Source organism: Streptomyces sp. NPDC059224, assembly GCF_042754285.1.
Taxonomy (GTDB): Bacteria; Actinomycetota; Actinomycetes; order Streptomycetales; family Streptomycetaceae; genus Streptomyces.
The window spans coordinates 1-17,267 of sequence record NZ_JBHZAN010000015.1 but is presented as its reverse complement, the minus strand read 5'-3'; the positions used below and the strand labels follow the sequence as shown (position 1 = coordinate 17,267).

General features: G+C 72.3%; 13 protein-coding genes. 6 read left to right on the top strand and 7 right to left on the bottom strand.

The window, feature by feature from the left end:
• The first annotated feature begins 145 nt into the window (after nt 1-145).
• Nucleotides 146-1,561, top strand: a complete 1,416-nt coding sequence (locus tag ACFXI4_RS17720; protein WP_384991559.1) for a hydrolase — start codon at nt 146-148, stop codon at nt 1,559-1,561.
• Here the strand turns inward: ACFXI4_RS17720 and ACFXI4_RS17715 are convergent.
• Nucleotides 1,548-4,298 (bottom strand): sugar-binding domain-containing protein, encoded by a 2,751-nt coding sequence (locus tag ACFXI4_RS17715; protein WP_384991557.1) that lies wholly within the window; start codon nt 4,296-4,298, stop codon nt 1,548-1,550. The two genes, ACFXI4_RS17720 and ACFXI4_RS17715, sit on opposite strands and share 14 nt — an antisense overlap.
• A gap of 111 nt (nt 4,299-4,409) precedes the next feature.
• The gene (locus tag ACFXI4_RS17710; protein WP_384991554.1) at nt 4,410-5,597 is read right to left on the bottom strand and encodes an ROK family protein; all 1,188 of its coding nucleotides are present in this window, start codon (nt 5,595-5,597) and stop codon (nt 4,410-4,412) included.
• 139 nt (nt 5,598-5,736) lie between these two features.
• Here ACFXI4_RS17710 and ACFXI4_RS17705 point away from each other — a divergent pair, with 139 nt between their 5' ends.
• Nucleotides 5,737-7,206: an APC family permease gene (locus tag ACFXI4_RS17705; protein ID WP_384991552.1), complete on the top strand. Its 1,470-nt coding sequence runs from the start codon at nt 5,737-5,739 to the stop codon at nt 7,204-7,206.
• Nucleotides 7,207-7,361: 155 nt separating this feature from the next.
• Complete coding sequence (locus tag ACFXI4_RS17700) at nt 7,362-8,129, top strand: ArsR/SmtB family transcription factor (RefSeq protein ID WP_384991974.1); 768 nt, start codon at nt 7,362-7,364, stop codon at nt 8,127-8,129.
• A gap of 73 nt (nt 8,130-8,202) precedes the next feature.
• Here ACFXI4_RS17700 and ACFXI4_RS17695 read toward each other — a convergent pair whose 3' ends face one another.
• Nucleotides 8,203-8,643, bottom strand: coding sequence for an SPW repeat protein (locus tag ACFXI4_RS17695; protein WP_384991549.1), 441 nt, complete (start codon nt 8,641-8,643; stop codon nt 8,203-8,205).
• 180 nt (nt 8,644-8,823) lie between these two features.
• A complete protein-coding gene (locus ACFXI4_RS17690) occupies nt 8,824-9,414 on the bottom strand; it encodes a sigma-70 family RNA polymerase sigma factor (RefSeq protein ID WP_384991547.1) in 591 nt (196 codons plus the stop codon).
• Between the two features lie 242 nt (nt 9,415-9,656).
• On the opposite strand from ACFXI4_RS17690, the gene ACFXI4_RS17685 reads away from it, so the two are divergent.
• Both ACFXI4_RS17685 and ACFXI4_RS17680 read left to right on the top strand, forming a co-directional pair.
• Nucleotides 9,657-10,610: a MerR family transcriptional regulator gene (locus ACFXI4_RS17685; protein ID WP_384991544.1), complete on the top strand. Its 954-nt coding sequence runs from the start codon at nt 9,657-9,659 to the stop codon at nt 10,608-10,610.
• Between the two features lie 150 nt (nt 10,611-10,760).
• Nucleotides 10,761-12,008, top strand: coding sequence for an NAD(P)/FAD-dependent oxidoreductase (locus ACFXI4_RS17680; protein WP_384991541.1), 1,248 nt, complete (start codon nt 10,761-10,763; stop codon nt 12,006-12,008).
• Nucleotides 12,009-12,251: 243 nt separating this feature from the next.
• On the opposite strand, the gene ACFXI4_RS17675 is transcribed toward ACFXI4_RS17680, so the two are convergent.
• The 3 genes from ACFXI4_RS17675 to ACFXI4_RS17665 form a co-directional block, all read right to left on the bottom strand.
• Nucleotides 12,252-13,757, bottom strand: a complete 1,506-nt coding sequence (locus tag ACFXI4_RS17675; protein WP_384991538.1) for a cryptochrome/photolyase family protein — start codon at nt 13,755-13,757, stop codon at nt 12,252-12,254.
• 13 nt (nt 13,758-13,770) lie between these two features.
• Nucleotides 13,771-15,144: a cryptochrome/photolyase family protein gene (locus tag ACFXI4_RS17670; RefSeq protein WP_384991536.1), complete on the bottom strand. Its 1,374-nt coding sequence runs from the start codon at nt 15,142-15,144 to the stop codon at nt 13,771-13,773.
• Between the two features lie 75 nt (nt 15,145-15,219).
• The gene (locus ACFXI4_RS17665; protein ID WP_384991533.1) at nt 15,220-16,749 is read right to left on the bottom strand and encodes an SDR family oxidoreductase; all 1,530 of its coding nucleotides are present in this window, start codon (nt 16,747-16,749) and stop codon (nt 15,220-15,222) included.
• Nucleotides 16,750-16,978: 229 nt separating this feature from the next.
• Here ACFXI4_RS17665 and ACFXI4_RS17660 point away from each other — a divergent pair, with 229 nt between their 5' ends.
• On the top strand, nt 16,979-17,146 hold the full coding sequence (locus tag ACFXI4_RS17660) for a hypothetical protein (RefSeq protein ID WP_384991531.1): 168 nt from the start codon (nt 16,979-16,981) through the stop codon (nt 17,144-17,146).
• Nucleotides 17,147-17,267: the final 121 nt, after the last annotated feature.

Here is a 17,267-nt window from a genome sequence, read left to right as displayed (position 1 = left end):
TGTTACAGCGGTTTTCTGTTCATCAATCAGACATGCCATGTACCTTTCAATGAGTCGACGCGTGTAGAAATCTCAACCAGGTTCTACGCGCGAAGAGTTGGCGCCCCCACCGCCTCAACCCCACCCCCTCATGGAGGTTCGCCGGATGTCTGGATCCAGCAGATCCCGCCACAGAATCACCACCGCCCTGGCCGGGTTCGCCCTGTTCGCCGCGGGAGCCGCCCTCCAGGTCGGCACCGCGGCCGCCCCCGCCCACGCGGCCACCACCTACCGCGTCCTGTTCGACGACGGGCACGCCGAGGAGGCCGGCAACGCGGACTGGATCATCTCCACCAGCAAGCCCGACCCGCTCTCCCAGGACTCCTCGCCCTCCTCGGAGACGGACTGGACCGGAGCCCTGTCGTCCTGGGGCGTCGCCCTCCAGAAGACCGGCAGCTACAGCCTCAAGACCGCCACCAGCGCGCTGACGTACGGCGGTTCGTCGACCACCGACCTGTCGAAGTTCGACGCGCTGGTGCTGCCCGAGCCCAACACGCTGTTCACGACCGCCGAGAAGACGGCCATCATGAACTTCGTGAAGAACGGCGGGGGCCTGTTCATGGTCTCCGACCACACCGGCGCCGACCGCAACAACGACGGCTACGACGCCGTCGAGATCTTCAACGACCTGATGACGAACAACAGCGTCGACTCGACCGACCCGTTCGGTTTCTCGATCGACACGCTCGACATCAGCTCCGGCTACCCGGCGGCGATCAGCGACAGCACCAACCCGGTGCTGCACGGATCCTTCGGGACCGTCACCAAGAGCCTGATCGCCGACGGGACGACGGCGACCCTGAAGCCGTCGGACAACTCCGCCGTCAAGGGCCTGCTCTACCGCAGCGGTTACTCCGGCAACACCGGGGCTTTCTTCGCCACCAGCACCTTCGGCAGCGGACGCGTGGCCTTCTGGGGCGACACCTCACCCGTCGACGACGGCACCGGCCAGTCCGGCAACACGCTGTACGACGGCTGGAACGACAGCGGCGCCACCAACGCGGCCCTCGCCCTGAACGCCACCGCCTGGCTCGCCGGGGGCGGCAGCAGCGGTGGCGGTGGCGGCACCTGCACCGCAGCCCAGCTGCTCGGCAACCCCGGCTTCGAGTCCGGCAACACCACCTGGACCGGCAGCAGCGGGGTCATCACCAACTCCAGCGGCGAGGCCGCCCGCACCGGCTCGTACAAGGCCTGGCTCGACGGTTACGGATCGGCCCACACCGACACCCTGTCCCAGTCGGTGACCATCCCGTCCGGCTGCTCCGCGACGCTCAGTTTCTATCTCCACGTGGACACCGCGGAGACCACCACCAGCACCGCCTACGACAAGCTGACGGTGACCGCCGGATCCACCACCCTGGCCACGTACTCCAATCTCAACGCGGCTTCCGGATACGTCCTGAAGAGCTTCGACGTCTCCTCCCTGGCCGGCACCACGGCCACCATCAAGTTCTCCGGTGCCGAGGGGTCGACCCTCCAGACGTCGTTCGTCGTCGACGACACCGCGCTCAACGTGAGCTGAGCCCGGCGGACGGTTCCGGCGCGGCTGCCGGAACCGTCCGCTCCACCGCGTTCCAGCCGGAGACCCGCACCCGGGGATCCGAGCCGTGCAGGTCGGCTGTGCGGTAGGTGGCCGTCACGGTCGCCGACTCGCCCGGCCACAGGCTCACCTCGTTGTCCGACCACCGGACCGGCAGCACGGGCCTGCCGTCCGCGTCGACCAGATGGACGTCCGTCAGCAGGGCCGGAGTCCTCCCGGTTCCCGTGTTGCGGACGGTGACCGTGGTGGTGGACGTGCCGTCGGCCTGCGTCGTCGACGCCGTCGCCGTGACCGGCACCCGGGCCATCGACGCCAGCCCCTTCAGGTCCGCGTAGCCGGTCGTCGGGGTGTGCCACCAGTCGGTCTTCGCCCAGTCGAGGGAGTCGGCCCTGGTGGAGAGCCAGTAGACGTTGCGGCTCACCTCGTGGCCGGCCGCGTCGGTCAGGACCAGCCGCGCCAGGTACGTGGACGGCAGTCCGCTCACCGACGCCGGCAGGGTGAGCGCCGTGGTGTGCGCGCCGTCCCCCTTGACCGAGACACCGGCGACCGACTTGTCGTACCGCTGCGTTCCGTCGGGGTCGAAGAGCGTCACCCGCGCGGTGAGGCCGGACGCCGCGGCGTGCCGGTTGTTCACCACGGCCACGGTGCGGTCGTCGTAGGAGTACTGCACGTGCAGCGGCTCGTTGGCCTTCTTCGCGCCGAAGTAGGCACCGCCCTGATCGAGATAACGGTCCATCAGTTGCCAGTGCAGGGACGTCCAGCCGCTGTTGAACATCCAGTACACGACCCCCGTGGACGGCGCCGCGGCGTCGGTCTGGTTGCGTCCGTACGCCTCGTACTGGGCCCGGACGTTCTCGTACTGGGCGAGCTGCGCCTTGCGGACGTAGTCGGTGAGGCTCTTCGGGGCGCCGTACCGGCCGGTGAGGGCGTCGTCGTAGACCTTGAGGGTGCCGAAGACCGGGGACGGGGAGCGGTGGTACTGCTTGAGGTCCGGGTTCTTCCAGAGGGTGTCGAGCTCGGCCGGGGTCATCATGCGGCGCAGGGTGTCCAGGGTGGGGATGTCCGGGCCCGCGCTGGTCTCGGAGTTGAAGCCGGTGGCGCCGCCCTCCCGCTTGGCGTACCAGTAGTTCGGCGGGATCCAGTCGTAGGGCCCGGTCATCTTCATGCCTGAACTGCCCAGCTGCGGAGTGGAGTTGTCGGAGGCGGCGGAGACCACCGGGACGGACCAGTCGGCCGCGTCCAAGGCGTCCAGGTAGAGCTTCTCGATCTTCGCGTCGGGTGCGAAGTCGCTGCCGATCAGGAAGGAGACGACGCTCGGGTGGTCCCGCAGCCGGGCGGCTTCGGCGGCCATGGAGGCCTGTGCGACCGGGTAGTCGGCGGCCGTCCACTTCTCGCCGCGCTCGCCGTCGCCGTTGACCTGCCCCTCCCACTTGTCGCAGCACTCCCAGCCGGGCAGGGTGAGGATGCCGTACCGGTCGGCGAGGTCGAAGAACTCGTCCGGCTCGATGTGCCCTTCCAGCCGGATGGCGTTGAGCCCGAGGTCGAGCGCGTACTTCAGCCGGTCCTCGGCATAGGTCCGGTCCCAGCGCAGGAACTCGTCCGGTGACCAGCCGCCGCCCTTGATCAGCAGCCTGCGGCCGTTGACCGAGTACTGGCGTGCGCCGTCGGAGTTCAGCGGTGCCCGCACGTCACGGACGCCGAAGCGTTCGTGCGCGGTGTCCGAGGCCGTGCCGGCGACCGAGGCGGTGAGATCGAGGTCGTACAGCGGCTGACCGCCCATGCCGGCCGGCCACCACACCTTCGGGGAGGTGAGGTGCAGTCCCGGCACGTCGGCGGGGGTGAAGGTGACGGTCTTGGTCTGGTGCGCGGCGAGCGCGACCGACCTGGACACGGCCACTCCGGCGACCGTGCCGGAGACCTCGGCGGTGACCGGCCGGTCCGAATCGTTGCGGGCCTCGGCCTTCACCGTCAGGTCGGCCGTCGCCAGGGAGGGCACCGCCAGCTCGGTGACCACGTGCGCGTCGCGCAGCGCGACCGATCCGCCGCGCCGGACCACGACGTCACGGACGATGCCCATGTTCTGGTCGGGCGGCGGCTGGAGCCAGTCGATCCAGCCCATGGTGAGGTTCTTGTCCGGATCGTTGGGCTGGATGCGGAAGGCGACCGTGTTGGTCCCGGACCGGACCAGCGAGGTGACGTCCAGTTCGTGATGCGTGTAGGCGCCGGTGACGTCGGCGGTCGTCGCCACCCGGTGGCCGTTGACGTAGACGTCGGCCGCCGAGATCACCCCGCTGAAGTCGAGGTAGGTGCGCCGCGAGGTGTCCGTCACGGTGAAGTCGCTGCGGTACCACCAGGGCACCTGGAAGGGCGACTTGGGGATCTTCTGGAGGTTGGTGGAGACGAACGGGTCGTCGTACGCGCCGTCGGCGAGGAGCGCGGCCAGCACGGTGGACCGGGGGCCCGCCGGATACCAGCCCCTGGCCGGATAGCCGGGGGAGGAGACCGCCGCAGCCGAGTCGCTCACGTCGGCCGTCGACCGGATGGCGTATCCGGACAGCGCGGTCCGCGATCCGGCGGCGGACGGCACACGGGTGATCCGGGCGGGCCCGTGGGCCGGGTCGCGGGCTCCGGCCCAGGCACTGGTGTTGAGTGAACCGAGCAGGCCGAGGGCCACGGCGGCCGTGGCGAGGCGGTGTCCGGGGGCGCGGCGAGGGAACACGTGGTCTCCAGGCTCGTAAAGTTAGGAAACTTTACTAACCCGGCTCAAGCTAGGGTCCCGAGAGGGTGGTGTCAATCACCGTGGTGTCCGCGCGAGTTGGCGGCGGCGGATTCAGGACGTGCCCGACCTGCGCTGGAAGACCAGGTCACGGGCGGTGCCGAGGGCCGTGGCCACCGCGCCGAGCAGCACCGCGTCCTCGCCGAGCCGGCTGGGCGCGAGCTTCGGACGCAGCGGGGTGAGCGTGCGCAGATGCTCCCGTACCGGCCGCAGCAGCAGGTCGACGCTGTGGCCGACCCCGCCGCCGAGCACCACCAGGTCGGGGTCGAGTACGGCGGCGGCCGCGGCCACCGTGTGCGCGATCCGCTCGCCCTCCAGGCGCACCGCCTCGACGGCGGCGGGGTCGCCCTGACGGGCCGCGTCGAACACGGACTTCGCGGTGAGCTGACCGGTCATCCCGAACCGGCGTGCCGCCTCGACCACGGCCACCCCCGACACCGCGTCCTCCAGCCGCTCCGGCTTGCGCTGCCGTCCCGGCCAGGGCAGGAAGCCGATCTCCCCGGCGAGCCCGTGGGCCCCCGTGAACAGCCGCCCCTCGCTGACGACCCCCATCCCCAGGCCGGTCCCGATCATGATGTACGCGAACAGCCGGCTGCCCGCCCCGGCGCCGTACGTGTACTCGCCGAGTGCCGCGAGATTGGCGTCGTTGTGCACCTCCAGCGGGACGCCCAGCTCCTCGTGCATCCGGTCGAAGAGCCCGGCGCGCCCCCAGCCGGGCAGGTGCATCGCGTACCGCACCCGCCGCTGCCGCTCGTCGTACACGCCCGGCGTGCCGACCACGCCGTGCACCACCTCGGCGGGATCGACGCCCGAGTTGGCGACGACCTGCCGTGCCGTGGTGACCAGCAGGTCGGCCATGGCCCCCGAGCCCCGGGCCCGGTTGCGCACGTCGGAGCGGGCGACCAGGGTGCCGTCCAGGTCGGCGACCGCCACCCGCAGCCAGCCGCGTCCCACGTCGACGCCGAGTGCGTGACCGGCCGCCGGGTCGGGGGCGTACAGCACGGCGGTGCGGCCGCGCTCCGGGGCGTGCGTGCCGGCCTCCCGGACCAGGCCCGCCGACTCCAGTGCCGCGAGCGCGCTGGACACCGTCGGTTTCGACAGGCCGGTCTCACGGGCGAGTTGGGCGCGGGAGGCGGACCCGAGCCGGCGCAGCCGGTCCAGCAGCAGCCGCTCGTTGGTGCTGCGCAGTCGCTGCCGGCTCCAGGGCTGTTCCTGCTGCTCTACGACGTCGCTGGCGGCCATCACACCATTCTCACCGATTCCCGACGCATACTTGACGCATCTAGTAAGGCTCCTTAACTTTATCGGCCATCCCGCCGAATCGGCCGCCGTCCGTCGGCCGCGTCCCGCCCCGTCCCCAGCGCCTCGCTCAGGAGCCCCCATGTCCGGTAGTCCCGGCAGTCCCCTCGGTCCCGGTAGTCCGCCGTCCGACGGCGGTTTCGTCCGGCGCGTCGGCCTGTTCCAGGCCACCACCATCAACATGAGCCAGATGTGCGGCATCGGCCCGTTCGTGACCATCCCGCTGATGGTGTCCGCGTTCGGCGGCCCGCAGGCCGTGATCGGCTTCGTCGCGGGCGCCCTGCTCGCGCTCTGCGACGGTCTCGTCTGGGCCGAGCTCGGCGCCGCGATGCCCGGCTCCGGGGGCAGTTACGTCTATCTGCGCCAGGCCTTCCAGTACCGCACCGGACGTCTGATGCCGTTCCTGTTCGTCTGGACGGCGATGCTCTTCATCCCGCTGATCATGTCGACGGGCGTGGTCGGCTTCGTGCAGTACCTGGGTTATCTGGCCCCCGGCCTCGGCCAGACCTCCGGCGATCTCATCGGGCTCGGCATCATCGTGCTGGTGGTGCTGCTGCTCTGGCGGGGCATCGAGCACATCGCCCGGATCACCGCCGTGATGTGGACGGTGATGATCGCCTCGGTGCTGCTGGTGATCGTCGCCGCGGCCTCCGACTTCAGCCCGCACCTCGCCTTCACCTACCCGGCGCACGCCTTCGACCTGACCGGCGACCACTTCTGGGTGGGCTTCGCCGCGGGCCTGACCATCGGCATCTACGACTACCTCGGCTACAACACCACCGCCTACATGGGCGCCGAGATCAAGGACCCCGGCCGCGTCCTGCCGCGCTCCATCCTCTTCTCGATCGTCGGCATCATGGCGATCTACCTGCTGCTGCAGATCGGCACGCTCGGGGTCATCGACTGGCACCGCATGACGAACGCGCACGACATCGCCTCGACCTCGGTGGCCTCCGCGGTCCTGGAGGAGACCTGGGGCAAGGGCGCCGCCGACACGGTGACCGTACTGATCCTGATCACGGCCTTCGCCTCGGTCTTCACCGGCCTGCTCGGCGGTTCCCGGGTGCCCTACGACGCGGCCCGCGACCGGGTCTTCTTCCGCCCCTACGAGAAGCTCCACCCCAAGCACCGCTTCCCGATGCTGGGCCTGGCGACCATGGGCGTGATCACCGCGATCGGCTTCCTGATCGGCCGCCACACCGACCTGGCCACGCTGATCCAGCTGCTCACCACCGTGATGGTGATCGTGCAGGCGCTGGCCCAGATCCTCGCGCTCAGTGTGCTGCGCCGCCGCCAGCCGACGCTGAAACGGCCGTACCGTATGTGGCTCTACCCCGTGCCGAGCGTCATCGCCTTCGCCGGCTGGTGCGTGATCTACGGGTACGCCGACAAGAACTCCCCGGGCCGCCACCCCATCGAGTGGTCCCTGGCCTGGCTCGTCCTCGGGTGCGTGGCGTTCCTGATCTGGGCGCGCCTGGAGAAGGTGTGGCCGTTCGGCCGCAAGGAGATCAGTGAGGAGTACCTGACACCGCAGAACCCGGTCGCGGTCTAGAGACTCCGGGACCCACGTCAGCCTCACCCGGCACGGGCGACTCCCGTCGGGTGAGGCCTTTTTCGTGCCGGACACCGCGCGTGCTCCTCGCGCGGCTTGACATGCAGGCAATTGCCTGCATAACGTTGAGTGTGCGATCAGAGGACGACAGCGGGATGGACCAGGTCTTCAAGGCGCTGGCCGACGACACGCGCAGACGGTTGCTGGACCGGCTGCACGAGCAGAACGGCCAGACGCTGGGGGAGCTGTGCGAGCGCATCGCGATGACCCGGCAGTCGGTGACCCAGCATCTGGCCGTCCTGGAGGCCGCGAACCTGATCAGCACGGTGCGGCGGGGGCGGGAGAAGCTGCACTACCTCAACCCCGTGCCGCTCCAGGAGATCCAGGAGCGGTGGATCGACAAGTTCGAGCGCCCGCGGCTGCGTGCGCTCGGCGACCTGAAGCGACGAGCCGAGGAAACCATGAGCGACAAACCCAGCTATGTCTATGTCACCTACATCGCCAGCACCCCCGAGAAGGTCTGGGACGCCCTCACGGACGCCGACCTGACCGCCGTCTACTGGGGGCACTCCAACGTCTCCGACTGGCGGCCCGGCTCCCGCTGGGAACACGTGCGCACCGACGGCTCGGGCGTCGCCGACGTGGTGGGCACGGTCGTCGAGAGCGACCGCCCGAGCCGGCTGGTCACCAGCTGGGCCGCGCCGGAGCACGAGGGGGAGCCGGCCCGGCACTCCCGGGTCACCTTCGACATCCGGCCGCACGCCGACATCGTCCGGCTCACCGTCACCCACGAGGACCTGGACGGCGAGGACGAGCTGCGCGCCATCTCGGCGGGCTGGCCGGCCGTGCTGTCCAACCTGAAGTCCCTCATCGAGACGGGCAGTCCGCTTCCGCAGGAGCCCTGGCTGGTACCCGGCCGGTGAACGGCGCGGCGGGGCCGGTCCGCCGTCACCGGACCGGTCCCGCGTCCTCCCTTCTGAGGGGGAGCCTGTGTGGCTACGGCACGGGCGTCCGCTTGGCCGTCGAGGCGGCACACACCAGCCCGAGGCAGAGTGCCAGCGCGCCGATGATCACGTTGTTGATGATGACGCCCGTGTCCGGGCTGCGGCCGACCACCCAGGGCGCGATGATCATCCAGATACCCAGGGCGCACATGGCCCAGCTGAGGCCGTACATGCGCTCCGGAGCCCGGGTGAACCCGAGTGCCAGGAGGCCTATCGCTATGCCCATGATCAGGTTGTGGGTCATCAGTGCCGGCTGGCTCGCCGTGTAGTGGAGGATCCACGGGGACGCCGCGCAGTACAGACCGAGCAGGAACACCGGTCCGTCCACGAGGGCCACATCACGACCGCCGAGCATGCGGTCGTAACGCTCCCGCATCTCGCCTACATCGGGGTGGCTCGATATGTCGCTTCTGCCGTGCGAGACGTTGGCCATGAGTCGTCTCCTTTGACTGTGCAGCCTGACCGCGTCTGGTGCGTGCGTTGTACGCCGCTATAGGACATTCTGCCCTTATTTTCCTTTTATGTGTAGAGCGGGATACGGGTCGGGGTGTGGGGTGCGGAGTGCATCGCTTCTGCATCGAAAAGAAAGGCGAAAGGCGGCCCGGTGAGCGAGTCAGCCGAACGCCTCCGGCTGGAGAGTGCCGCGCAGCCGGTGCAGGCCGCGGCGGGCGTGACTCTTGACCGTGCCCAGCGGCCAGCCGGTGCGCTCCGCGATCTGGGTGTGGGTGAGGTCCTCGTAGAAGGCCAGCCGGAGCACCCGCTGCTGAGGGGCGGGCAGTTTGGCCAGCTCGTCCAGGACGACGAACCGGTCAAGGGCCGCGTCGGGCTGCCGGGCCGCGGGATCGGCGAGGGCCAGCGACGAACCGGCCGACGCGATCACCGCGAGCCGACGCGTCCGGGCGGCCAGCGCGTCGGCGATCTTCCGCCTGGTGATCCCCGTGATCCAGCCGCCGAACGTGCCGCGCTCCGGGCGGAAACCCCGCCGTCCCCGCCACACGCCGAGGAACACCAGCTGGGTCACGTCCTCCGCCTCCCTGGCGTCGCCAAGGGACCGCCAGGCCAGCGTGTGCACCAGCGCCGACCAGCGGTGATAGGCCGCCGCCAGACAGTCCTCGTCGCCCGCCACCAGGCCGCGCGCGAGCTCCTCGTCGGTGAGCGACTCCGCCGTCGGCGCCGTCGCCACGGCACTGCCCTGCGGACTCATGTCGGCGGCTCCTCGTTTCGCAGGGCGCCCCTCGGAGGGGTCGGCGGCCCGGACGGGCGGACCCGGAACGGCCGCCGGTACGAGCCCTGGCACCGTTCATCGTCCGAGCACCGGAACCTGGTCATCAACTCGCATCGTTTCTGCGTCGTATAGTCGCTGCCATGAGACAGTCATCCGCCTGGGGGAACGCTTCGCACGGCGAGACGCAGGACCCGCCGGGAAGAGCCGCGAGGGCGGCGGACATGCCCCTGACGACCGGTGCACTGGCCCGCCGGCTAGGGGTGTCGCCCACCACCCTCCGTTCCTGGGACCGCCGTTACGGCATCGGGCCCGCCATCCGCGCCGACGGACGGCACCGCCGCTGGAGCCCGCGGGACGTGGCCGTGCTGGAGGCGATGTGCCGGCTCACCTCGTCGGGGGTGCCGCCGGCCGAGGCCGCCCGAGCCGCCAGGGAGACGGCCGAGGCGCCGCCGGGGACGGCCGCGACGGTGCCACCGCCGGTCCGCGGCCCCTCGCACGCGGCCGGGGCGCTGCCCCTCGTCGACGCACGCCAGGAGTGCCGGGGGCTGGCCCGGGCGGCCGTACGGCTGGACGCCCCGGCCGTCGAGGAACTGCTGACCACCGCCGTGGAGCAGTACGGCATCGCCGTCGCCTGGCAGGAGGTGATGGTGCCGACCCTGCACGCCGTGGGACGCAAGTGGGTCTCGTCGGGGGACCGTTACGTCGAGGTCGAGCACCTGCTGTCCTGGTACGTCTCCACCGCCCTGCGCCGGCGCACCCCGCCGCCCGACCGGCAGGGCGCCGGACCCGTCGTCCTCGCCTGCGTGCCCGGCGAGCAGCACACCCTGCCGATCGAGGCGCTCAATGCCGGGCTGGCCGAACTGGGCCTGCCCACCCGCATGTTCGGCGCCGCCGTGCCCGCCGAGGCGCTCGTGGCCGCGGTGCGGCGGCTCGGCCCGTCGGCCGTGGTGCTGTGGGCCCAGGCGCGCTCCACGGCCAGCCTGCCGCTGGCCCGGCACGTCGCCGACACCCAGTGGGGTGTGAAGGGCGCGCGCCGCCGTCCCCTGGTGATGCTGGGCGGCCCCGGCTGGTCCGGTCCTTCGGTGCGCGGGATGCTCCGGCCGCCGAGCCTGCAGCACGCCCTGGACATCCTCGGTGCCGCGTACCGGGAGGGGGCCGCCGGCGAACCGTCCTGACGGTCGCCCCTCGGCAGGTCCGGTGGGCCCTTCGCCGCATCCGGGGTACCCGCAGGACGGGAAGTCGTTCACACACACCCGCGCGTCACCGCGCGCGGCCGACGCCGGCCGGGATCCCGCCCGCCGGTCCGAGCAGCCGAGGGGCCCGTCATGTCCGTGTCCGCCCGTATCCCCGACGTTCTCGTGATCGGCGCGGGCGTCGCCGGACTGGCCTGCGCCCAGGACCTGCTGGGTGCCGGGCTCGACGTCCGGGTGCTCGAAGCGTCCGACGCGGTCGGCGGCCGGATGCGCTCCGACCGGGTCGACGGCTTCGTCGTCGACCGCGGCTTCCAGGTCTTCAACACCTCGTACCCCCAGGTCCGCCGCCGGCTGTCGCTGCGTGCCCTCAGGCTCCGGCCGTTCACCCCCGGCTTCCTCGTCCACACCGGGGACGGCGGGCCGGTGCGCCTCGGCGACCCCACCCGGCGGCCCCGTACCCTCCCCGGCCTGGTCACGGGGCGGGTCGCCGGAGCCCGCGACCTCGTGGCCCTCGGGCTGCTGTCGGCGCGGGACATGCTCGCCCCGGTGCGGCTGGTGAAGCGGCCCGAGGACCGCACCACCCGCACCGAGCTGGCCGCGGCCGGATTCTCCGACGACTTCGTCGAACGGTTCCTCCGGCCGTTCCTCTCCGGTGTCTTCCTGGAGGACGACCTGGAGACGTCCAGCCGGTTCTTCCACCTCGTGTGGCGCAGCATGCTGCGCGGCACCCTGTGCCTGCCGGCCGACGGGATCGGCGCGGTGCCCGACAAGCTCGCCGCCGACCTGCCCGGCGGAACGGTCCGGCTGGGCACACCGGTGACCGCCCTCACCGACGACGGCGCCGTCACGGCCGACGGCACCGAGGTGCCCGCGCGTGCCGTGGTGGTGGCCACCGGCGCGGGCCCGGCCGCCGGCCTGCTCCCCGGCCTGGACGTCCCCGCCGGCCGCACGGTGACGACGTACTACCACGCCGCTCCGCGCTCGCCCCTGGGCGAGCCCACCCTGCTCGTCGACGAGCACCGCCGCTTCCTCAACACCTGCGTCCTGAGCGACGTGGTCCCCGGCCACGCACCGGCCGGCACCGCGCTCGTCGCCACCTCGGTCCTCGGCGCGGCCGCCGGCGGCCGGGAGCCGTCGCTGCGCGCGGCCCTGTCCGAGGCCTACGGCACCGACACCGCCGGCTGGGACCTCCTCACCACCCGCACGGTCCCGGACGCGCTGCCCGCGATGCCGCCTCCGTGGCCGCTGAGCCGCACCAGCCGGGTGGCCCGGGGCCGCCACGTGTGCGGGGACCACCGCGCCACCGGCTCGGTCCAGGGCGCCCTCGCCTCCGGGGCCCGCGCCGCCCGCGAGGTGCTGGAGGACCTGCACCGCGGCTAGCGCCTGTCCCGCGGATCACGCCGTGGACGCGGGGTCTGCCACGCCCTTCCCCGGAGGGGGCCATGGCGGCGCTGTCGTCGGTCGTCGGCGTCCCCCGGCCCTGGGCCGGGAGGTGCCCCCGTCGCGTCGCCGCCTTCCTCCGCCTGGCGGGTGGGCGCACCGGACCCCGCTCACCGGCGCTGATGAGGCGCCGGTGCCCGCCCGCGACCCGATCCGCCGGACGGGCCCTGGCGCTCCGCCGGGTCAGGGCGGACCGGTGCCGCGCCGCCTGTCCTGGCGGAGGACCTCGCCGAGGTCGGTGAGACGGTCCAGGCCGCCAAGCGCCCGGGCCATGCGGGGGTTGTCCGACAGGCGGGCCCGGTGGCGGTGCAGGAAGGACCAGTAGCCGGCCGTGAACGGGCAGGCCCGGTCGCCGACCCGGTCGGCGGGGCGGTAGGCGCACGAACCGCACAGGTCGCTCATCCGGTGCACGTACGCGCCGCCCGAGGTGTACGGCTTGGTCGTCATGCGCCCGCCGTCCGCGTACTGGGACATGCCGACCACGTTCGGCAGCATCACCCAGTCGTAGCCGTCGACGAAGCAGCGATGGAACCAGTCGGTCACCGCGGCCGGGTCCCAGCCCCGCTGCAGGGCATGGCTGCCGAGCAGCATCAGACGGGGGACGTGATGGGTCCAGCCGGTGTCGCGGACCTGTGCCAGGGTCGTCGCCAGGCAGCGCGCGGTGACCGCGTCGGCGTCCAGTTCCAGGAACCACTCCGGCAGCGGCGCGTGATGCTCCAGCGCGTTGCGGCGGCGGTAGTCCTCGCCGAAGTACCAGTACAGCTGCCACACGTACTCGCGCCAGCCGGCGATCTGCCGCACGAACCCCTCGACGCTGTTGACCGGTGCCGCCCCCGACCGCCAGGCCGACTCGGCGCCCGCCACGCACTCCAGCGGGTCCAGGAGCCCGAGGTTGAGCGAGGAGGACAGCAGGCTGTGGCTCATGACGGGGTCCGCGGCGAGCACGGCGTCCTCGTAGGGGCCGAAACCGGCCAGGCGCCGTTCGACGAACCGGCGCAGCGCGGCGAGCGCCTCCCGGCGGGAGGCCGGGAAGAGGCGCGGACCGTCCCGTCCCACGAACCGGATGCCCTCCTCGCGCTCCCAGCGGTCCAGATCGCGGCGGACCTCCTCGTCCACCTCGTCCTCGCGCGGCCGGTACGGTGCCGGGGCGCCGAGGGCCCGCGCGCCCTTCGGCGGCGGCTCACGGTTGTCGTGGTCGTGGTTCCAGTGGCCGCCGGCCGGGACGTCGCCGTCCATGAGGATGCCGTGGCCGCGCCGCACCCGGCGGTAGAAGTCCTCCTGGCGCAGCCGCTGCCCGTCGAGGCCGTCCGCCCAGGCGCGGAACTCCTCGTGCGGGACCAGGAATCCGCGCGCGGGCAGGACCGTGACGCCGGGCAGCGCCGACACCAGTCGCAGAGCCGCCCGGGACGTGGGGTGATGGACCGTCACGGAGCCCCCGCCGAGGGCCTGGTGGAGTCCCTCACGGTAGGTCTCGGCCCGTACGTACCTCACCCGGTCGCCGAGTTCGGCCGCGCGGTGCCGCATCGCGGACAGCACGAGATGGGCCTTGGCCCGGTGGAAGCGCCGGCGCCGGAAGACCGACCTGGCCTCGACCATCACGACCGGTGCGCCGCGGTCGGGTCCGCCGTCGCCGGCGGCCAGGAAGTGCGGGCCGAGCTGGTCGCCGAACAGCCAGTGCGGGGTGGCCATGCGCGGGGCTCCTTCAGTCGCGGGCGCGGGCCTGCCTGAAGCGGGCGAGGCCCTCGGACAGCTCGACCACCGGATCCGGGTAGTCGCCGATGCCGGCCCGGTCCAGTCCTCGCAGCTTCCACGGCTCGTGCACCGACGGGCCGTCGACCGAGGCGAGTTCGGGAACCCAACGGCGGACGTACGCCCCGTCGGGGTCGTACCGCTTGGCCTGGGTCACGGGGTTGAGGACGCGATTGGGGCGGGTGTCGGTGCCGGTGCCCGCCATCCACTGCCAGTTGAGCTGGTTGTTGGCGACGTCGCCGTCGACCAGGAGGTCCAGGAAGTGGCGGGCGCCCACACGCCAGTCGACGTACAGCGTCTTGGCGAGGAAGCTCGCGGCCAGCAGCCGGCCCCGGTTGTGCATCCAGCCCTCGTGGCGCAGCTGGCGCATCGCCGCGTCGATCACCGGGTATCCGGTACGCCCCTCCTTCCAGGCCTCGATGTCCTGGCGCGCGGCGTACTCGGAGCGCCAGCGGTCGCGTTTGGTGCGGTAGTCGGCGGTGGCCGCCGCGGGCCGGGCGGCGAGCACCTGGCGGTGGAAGTCCCGCCAGGCCAGCTGCCGTACGAAGGCCTCCGGTCCGGGCCCCTCCACCGTGCGCGCCCGCTGGACCAGCTCGATCGGGGAGAGCGTCCCGAAGTGCAGATGGGGCGAGAAACGGGAGGTGGCGTCACCCGCCAGGTCGTCGTGCCGGTCCTCGTACCCGCCGATCCCGCCACCCAGCCAGGCACTCATGCGCGTGCGCGCCTCCGACTCCCCGCCGGCCGCCAGACCCTCGGACACCCCGGAGAGGTCCGCGCGGGAGGGCACTGCCTCGGAGCCGACCCCGTCCGGCACCCGCACCTCGCGCGGCGCGGCCAGCACATCGCGCAGCCTTACGCCGGACCACTGGCGGAAGTACGGGGTGAAGACGGCGAAGTGGTCCGAGGAGGCCGGGGTGAGGTCGCCGGGCGTCACGGCGGTGGTCACGGTGTCGTGCACGTGCAGTCGCCGCCCCTCCGCCTCCAACGCCCGGCGCAGCCGCTGTTCCCGCTGGTGGGCGTAGGCGCTGACGTCGCCGGCCAGATGGACCTCGTCGGCGTCGGTCTCGGCGGCCACCTTGCAGACCTCGTCGACGACGTCGCCGGAGCGCACCACCAGCCGGCCGCCCCGCTTGCGCAGACCGCCGTCGAGGTCCCGCAGACAGTCGGCGAGGAACGCCAGCCGGTTGGGCACAGCGAACCCGGCGTCCATGACGCCCTGGTCGCGTACGAACAGCGGAACCACCTCGCGGGCCTCGTTGGCGGCCCGCAACGGCGGATGGTCGTGCAGGCGCAGGTCGGCGGTGAACAGGACGACCGAGACGTTCATGAGACTTCTCCGGGATCGAATGGCAGGCGGCCGGTGAGGTACTTCCGGCCCGGGCGGCCCTGCGGATGCGGCCGGTCACCCGCCGGCCGTTGATGTGCTCGCGGGGGCGGCCGGGGCGCGGGCCGCGGCGAGCGCGATGTTGCGGGCCATGCCGCCGAACACGACCGCGTGGAAGGGGGAGACACTCCACCAGTAGGCGTGGCCGAGGAGTCCGTGCGGATGGAACAGGGCCCGCTGGCGGTACCGGGTACGGCCCCCGGGGTCCGTGTCGGCGCACATCTCCAGCCAGGCGAGACCCGGGAGCCGCATCTCGGCGCGCAGCCGCAGCAGACGGCCGGGCTCGATCTCCTCCACCCGCCAGAAGTCCAGCGAGTCGCCCACCCGCAGCCGTGTCGCGTCCCGCCGCCCGCGGCGCAGCCCCACCCCGCCCACCAGCCGGTCCAGACTGCCCCGTACCGCCCAGGCCAGCGGGAAGGAGTACCAGCCGTTGTCGCCGCCGATGCCCTCGATCACCCGCCACAGGGCCTCCCGTGAGGCGTTCACGGTCAGCTCCCGCCGGTCCGTGTACAGGCTGCCGCCCGCCCAGTCGGGGTCGGTGGGCAGCGGGTCGCTGGGCGCGCCGGGCACCGCCGCCGACGACCAGCGGGTGGTCACCTGCGCGTCCTGGATGCGTTGCAGGGCCAGCCGCACCGCCTCGTCGAACCCGAACGGGTGCCCGGGCGGGTCGGGCACGTACCGCGCGATGTCGTGCTCGTGACAGACGACCTCATGGCGCAGTGACTCGGTCAGCGGCCGGGCGATCGACGCGGGGACGGGGGTGACCAGCCCGACCCAGTGACTGGACAGGCCGGGGGTGAGCACCGGCACCGGGATGATGACCCGGCGGGGCAGCCCGGCGACCGCCGCGTACCGCAGCATCATGTCCCGGTAGGTCAGCACGTCCGGTCCGCCGATGTCGAAGGCGCGGCTGACGCCGGCCGGCATCCGGGCGCTGCCGACGAGGTACCGCAGCACGTCCCGGACCGCCACCGGCTGGATGCGGGTACGCACCCAGCTGGGGGTGATCATGACCGGCAGACGTTCGGTCAGGTAGCGCAGCATCTCGAAGGAGACCGAGCCCGAACCGATGACGACCGCGGCACGCAGCACGGTCGTGGGCACCCCGGAGTCCAGCAGGATCCGGCCCACCTCGGCGCGCGAGCGCAGATGCGCCGAGAGTTCGGACTCCGGCACGCCCGACGGGGTCAGACCGCCGAGGTAGACGACACGCCGTACCCCCGCGGCCCGGGCCGCCTCGCCGAAGATCCGCGCCGCCCTGCGGTCGGTCGCCTCGAAGTCGCCGCCGCTGCCCAGCGCGTGCACCAGGTAGTAGGCGACGTCCACACCCCGCATGGCCTCGGCGACGTCGGCGGCGTCCGTCACATCGCCCCGCACCACCTCCGCCTGTCCGGCCCAGGGATGGTCGCGCAGCTTTCCGGGGGAGCGCGCCAGACAGCGCACCCGATGGCCCTCGGCGAGCAGCTCCGGCACCAGCCTGCCGCCGATGTATCCGGTCGCCCCGGTGACCAGGCAACGCAGACCGGGGGCCTGGTCGTCAGCGTTCATCAGCTCTGCGTCCTCCGCGTCGGCCCCCCTGGAGATCACTTCCCCGTGTGCCGCCGTTCCGGATGCGGCAGATTTCATGATCTGCCCGCCGGGGACCGCGGTCGACCGGGAGCGGCGGATGGCGGCACCGGGCCGCTCCTGGGCATGTCCGCGTCCATCGCGGGCAGACGAACCGCAGGACAGGAGCCGTAGCCGGCCGGAGGCAAGGACGCTGGAGGTGTCTGCCGCGATGAGCGCGAAGGTGTTGGAACGTTTCCCTGCCGGAGCCCCGCGGGGCTCGTGGCCGGCGGAGGAGTACGCGGCGCAGTGCCGTGCCGCGGGTGAGCCCGCGACGGTCGTGATGGACCTGCGGACGGACGCCTTCCTCGTCGTCGTCCCCGGCTCTGACGACGACTGACCTCCTCAGCGGGCGGGGGGGGGGGGGGCCGGCCCGCCGGCCGCCCGGGGGGGGGGGGGGGGGCCCGGCCGGGGCGGGGGCGCGGCGGCCGCCCCCCCCAACCCCGGCGTCTGGTGCCCGC

What these genes read in the sequence shown, in the direction of transcription:
- ACFXI4_RS17720 (WP_384991559.1), top strand. Translation starts at nt 146, where the DNA reads ATGTCTGGATCCAGCAGATCCCGCCACAGAATCACCACCGCCCTGGCC.
- ACFXI4_RS17710 (WP_384991554.1), bottom strand. Translation starts at nt 5,597, where the DNA reads ATGGCCGCCAGCGACGTCGTAGAGCAGCAGGAACAGCCCTGGAGCCGG.
- ACFXI4_RS17705 (WP_384991552.1), top strand. Translation starts at nt 5,737, where the DNA reads ATGTCCGGTAGTCCCGGCAGTCCCCTCGGTCCCGGTAGTCCGCCGTCC.
- ACFXI4_RS17700 (WP_384991974.1), top strand. Translation starts at nt 7,362, where the DNA reads ATGGACCAGGTCTTCAAGGCGCTGGCCGACGACACGCGCAGACGGTTG.
- ACFXI4_RS17695 (WP_384991549.1), bottom strand. Translation starts at nt 8,643, where the DNA reads ATGGCCAACGTCTCGCACGGCAGAAGCGACATATCGAGCCACCCCGAT.
- ACFXI4_RS17690 (WP_384991547.1), bottom strand. Translation starts at nt 9,414, where the DNA reads ATGAGTCCGCAGGGCAGTGCCGTGGCGACGGCGCCGACGGCGGAGTCG.
- ACFXI4_RS17685 (WP_384991544.1), top strand. Translation starts at nt 9,657, where the DNA reads ATGCCCCTGACGACCGGTGCACTGGCCCGCCGGCTAGGGGTGTCGCCC.
- ACFXI4_RS17680 (WP_384991541.1), top strand. Translation starts at nt 10,761, where the DNA reads ATGTCCGTGTCCGCCCGTATCCCCGACGTTCTCGTGATCGGCGCGGGC.
- ACFXI4_RS17675 (WP_384991538.1), bottom strand. Translation starts at nt 13,757, where the DNA reads ATGGCCACCCCGCACTGGCTGTTCGGCGACCAGCTCGGCCCGCACTTC.
- ACFXI4_RS17670 (WP_384991536.1), bottom strand. Translation starts at nt 15,144, where the DNA reads ATGAACGTCTCGGTCGTCCTGTTCACCGCCGACCTGCGCCTGCACGAC.
- ACFXI4_RS17665 (WP_384991533.1), bottom strand. Translation starts at nt 16,749, where the DNA reads ATGAACGCTGACGACCAGGCCCCCGGTCTGCGTTGCCTGGTCACCGGG.
- ACFXI4_RS17660 (WP_384991531.1), top strand. Translation starts at nt 16,979, where the DNA reads ATGAGCGCGAAGGTGTTGGAACGTTTCCCTGCCGGAGCCCCGCGGGGC.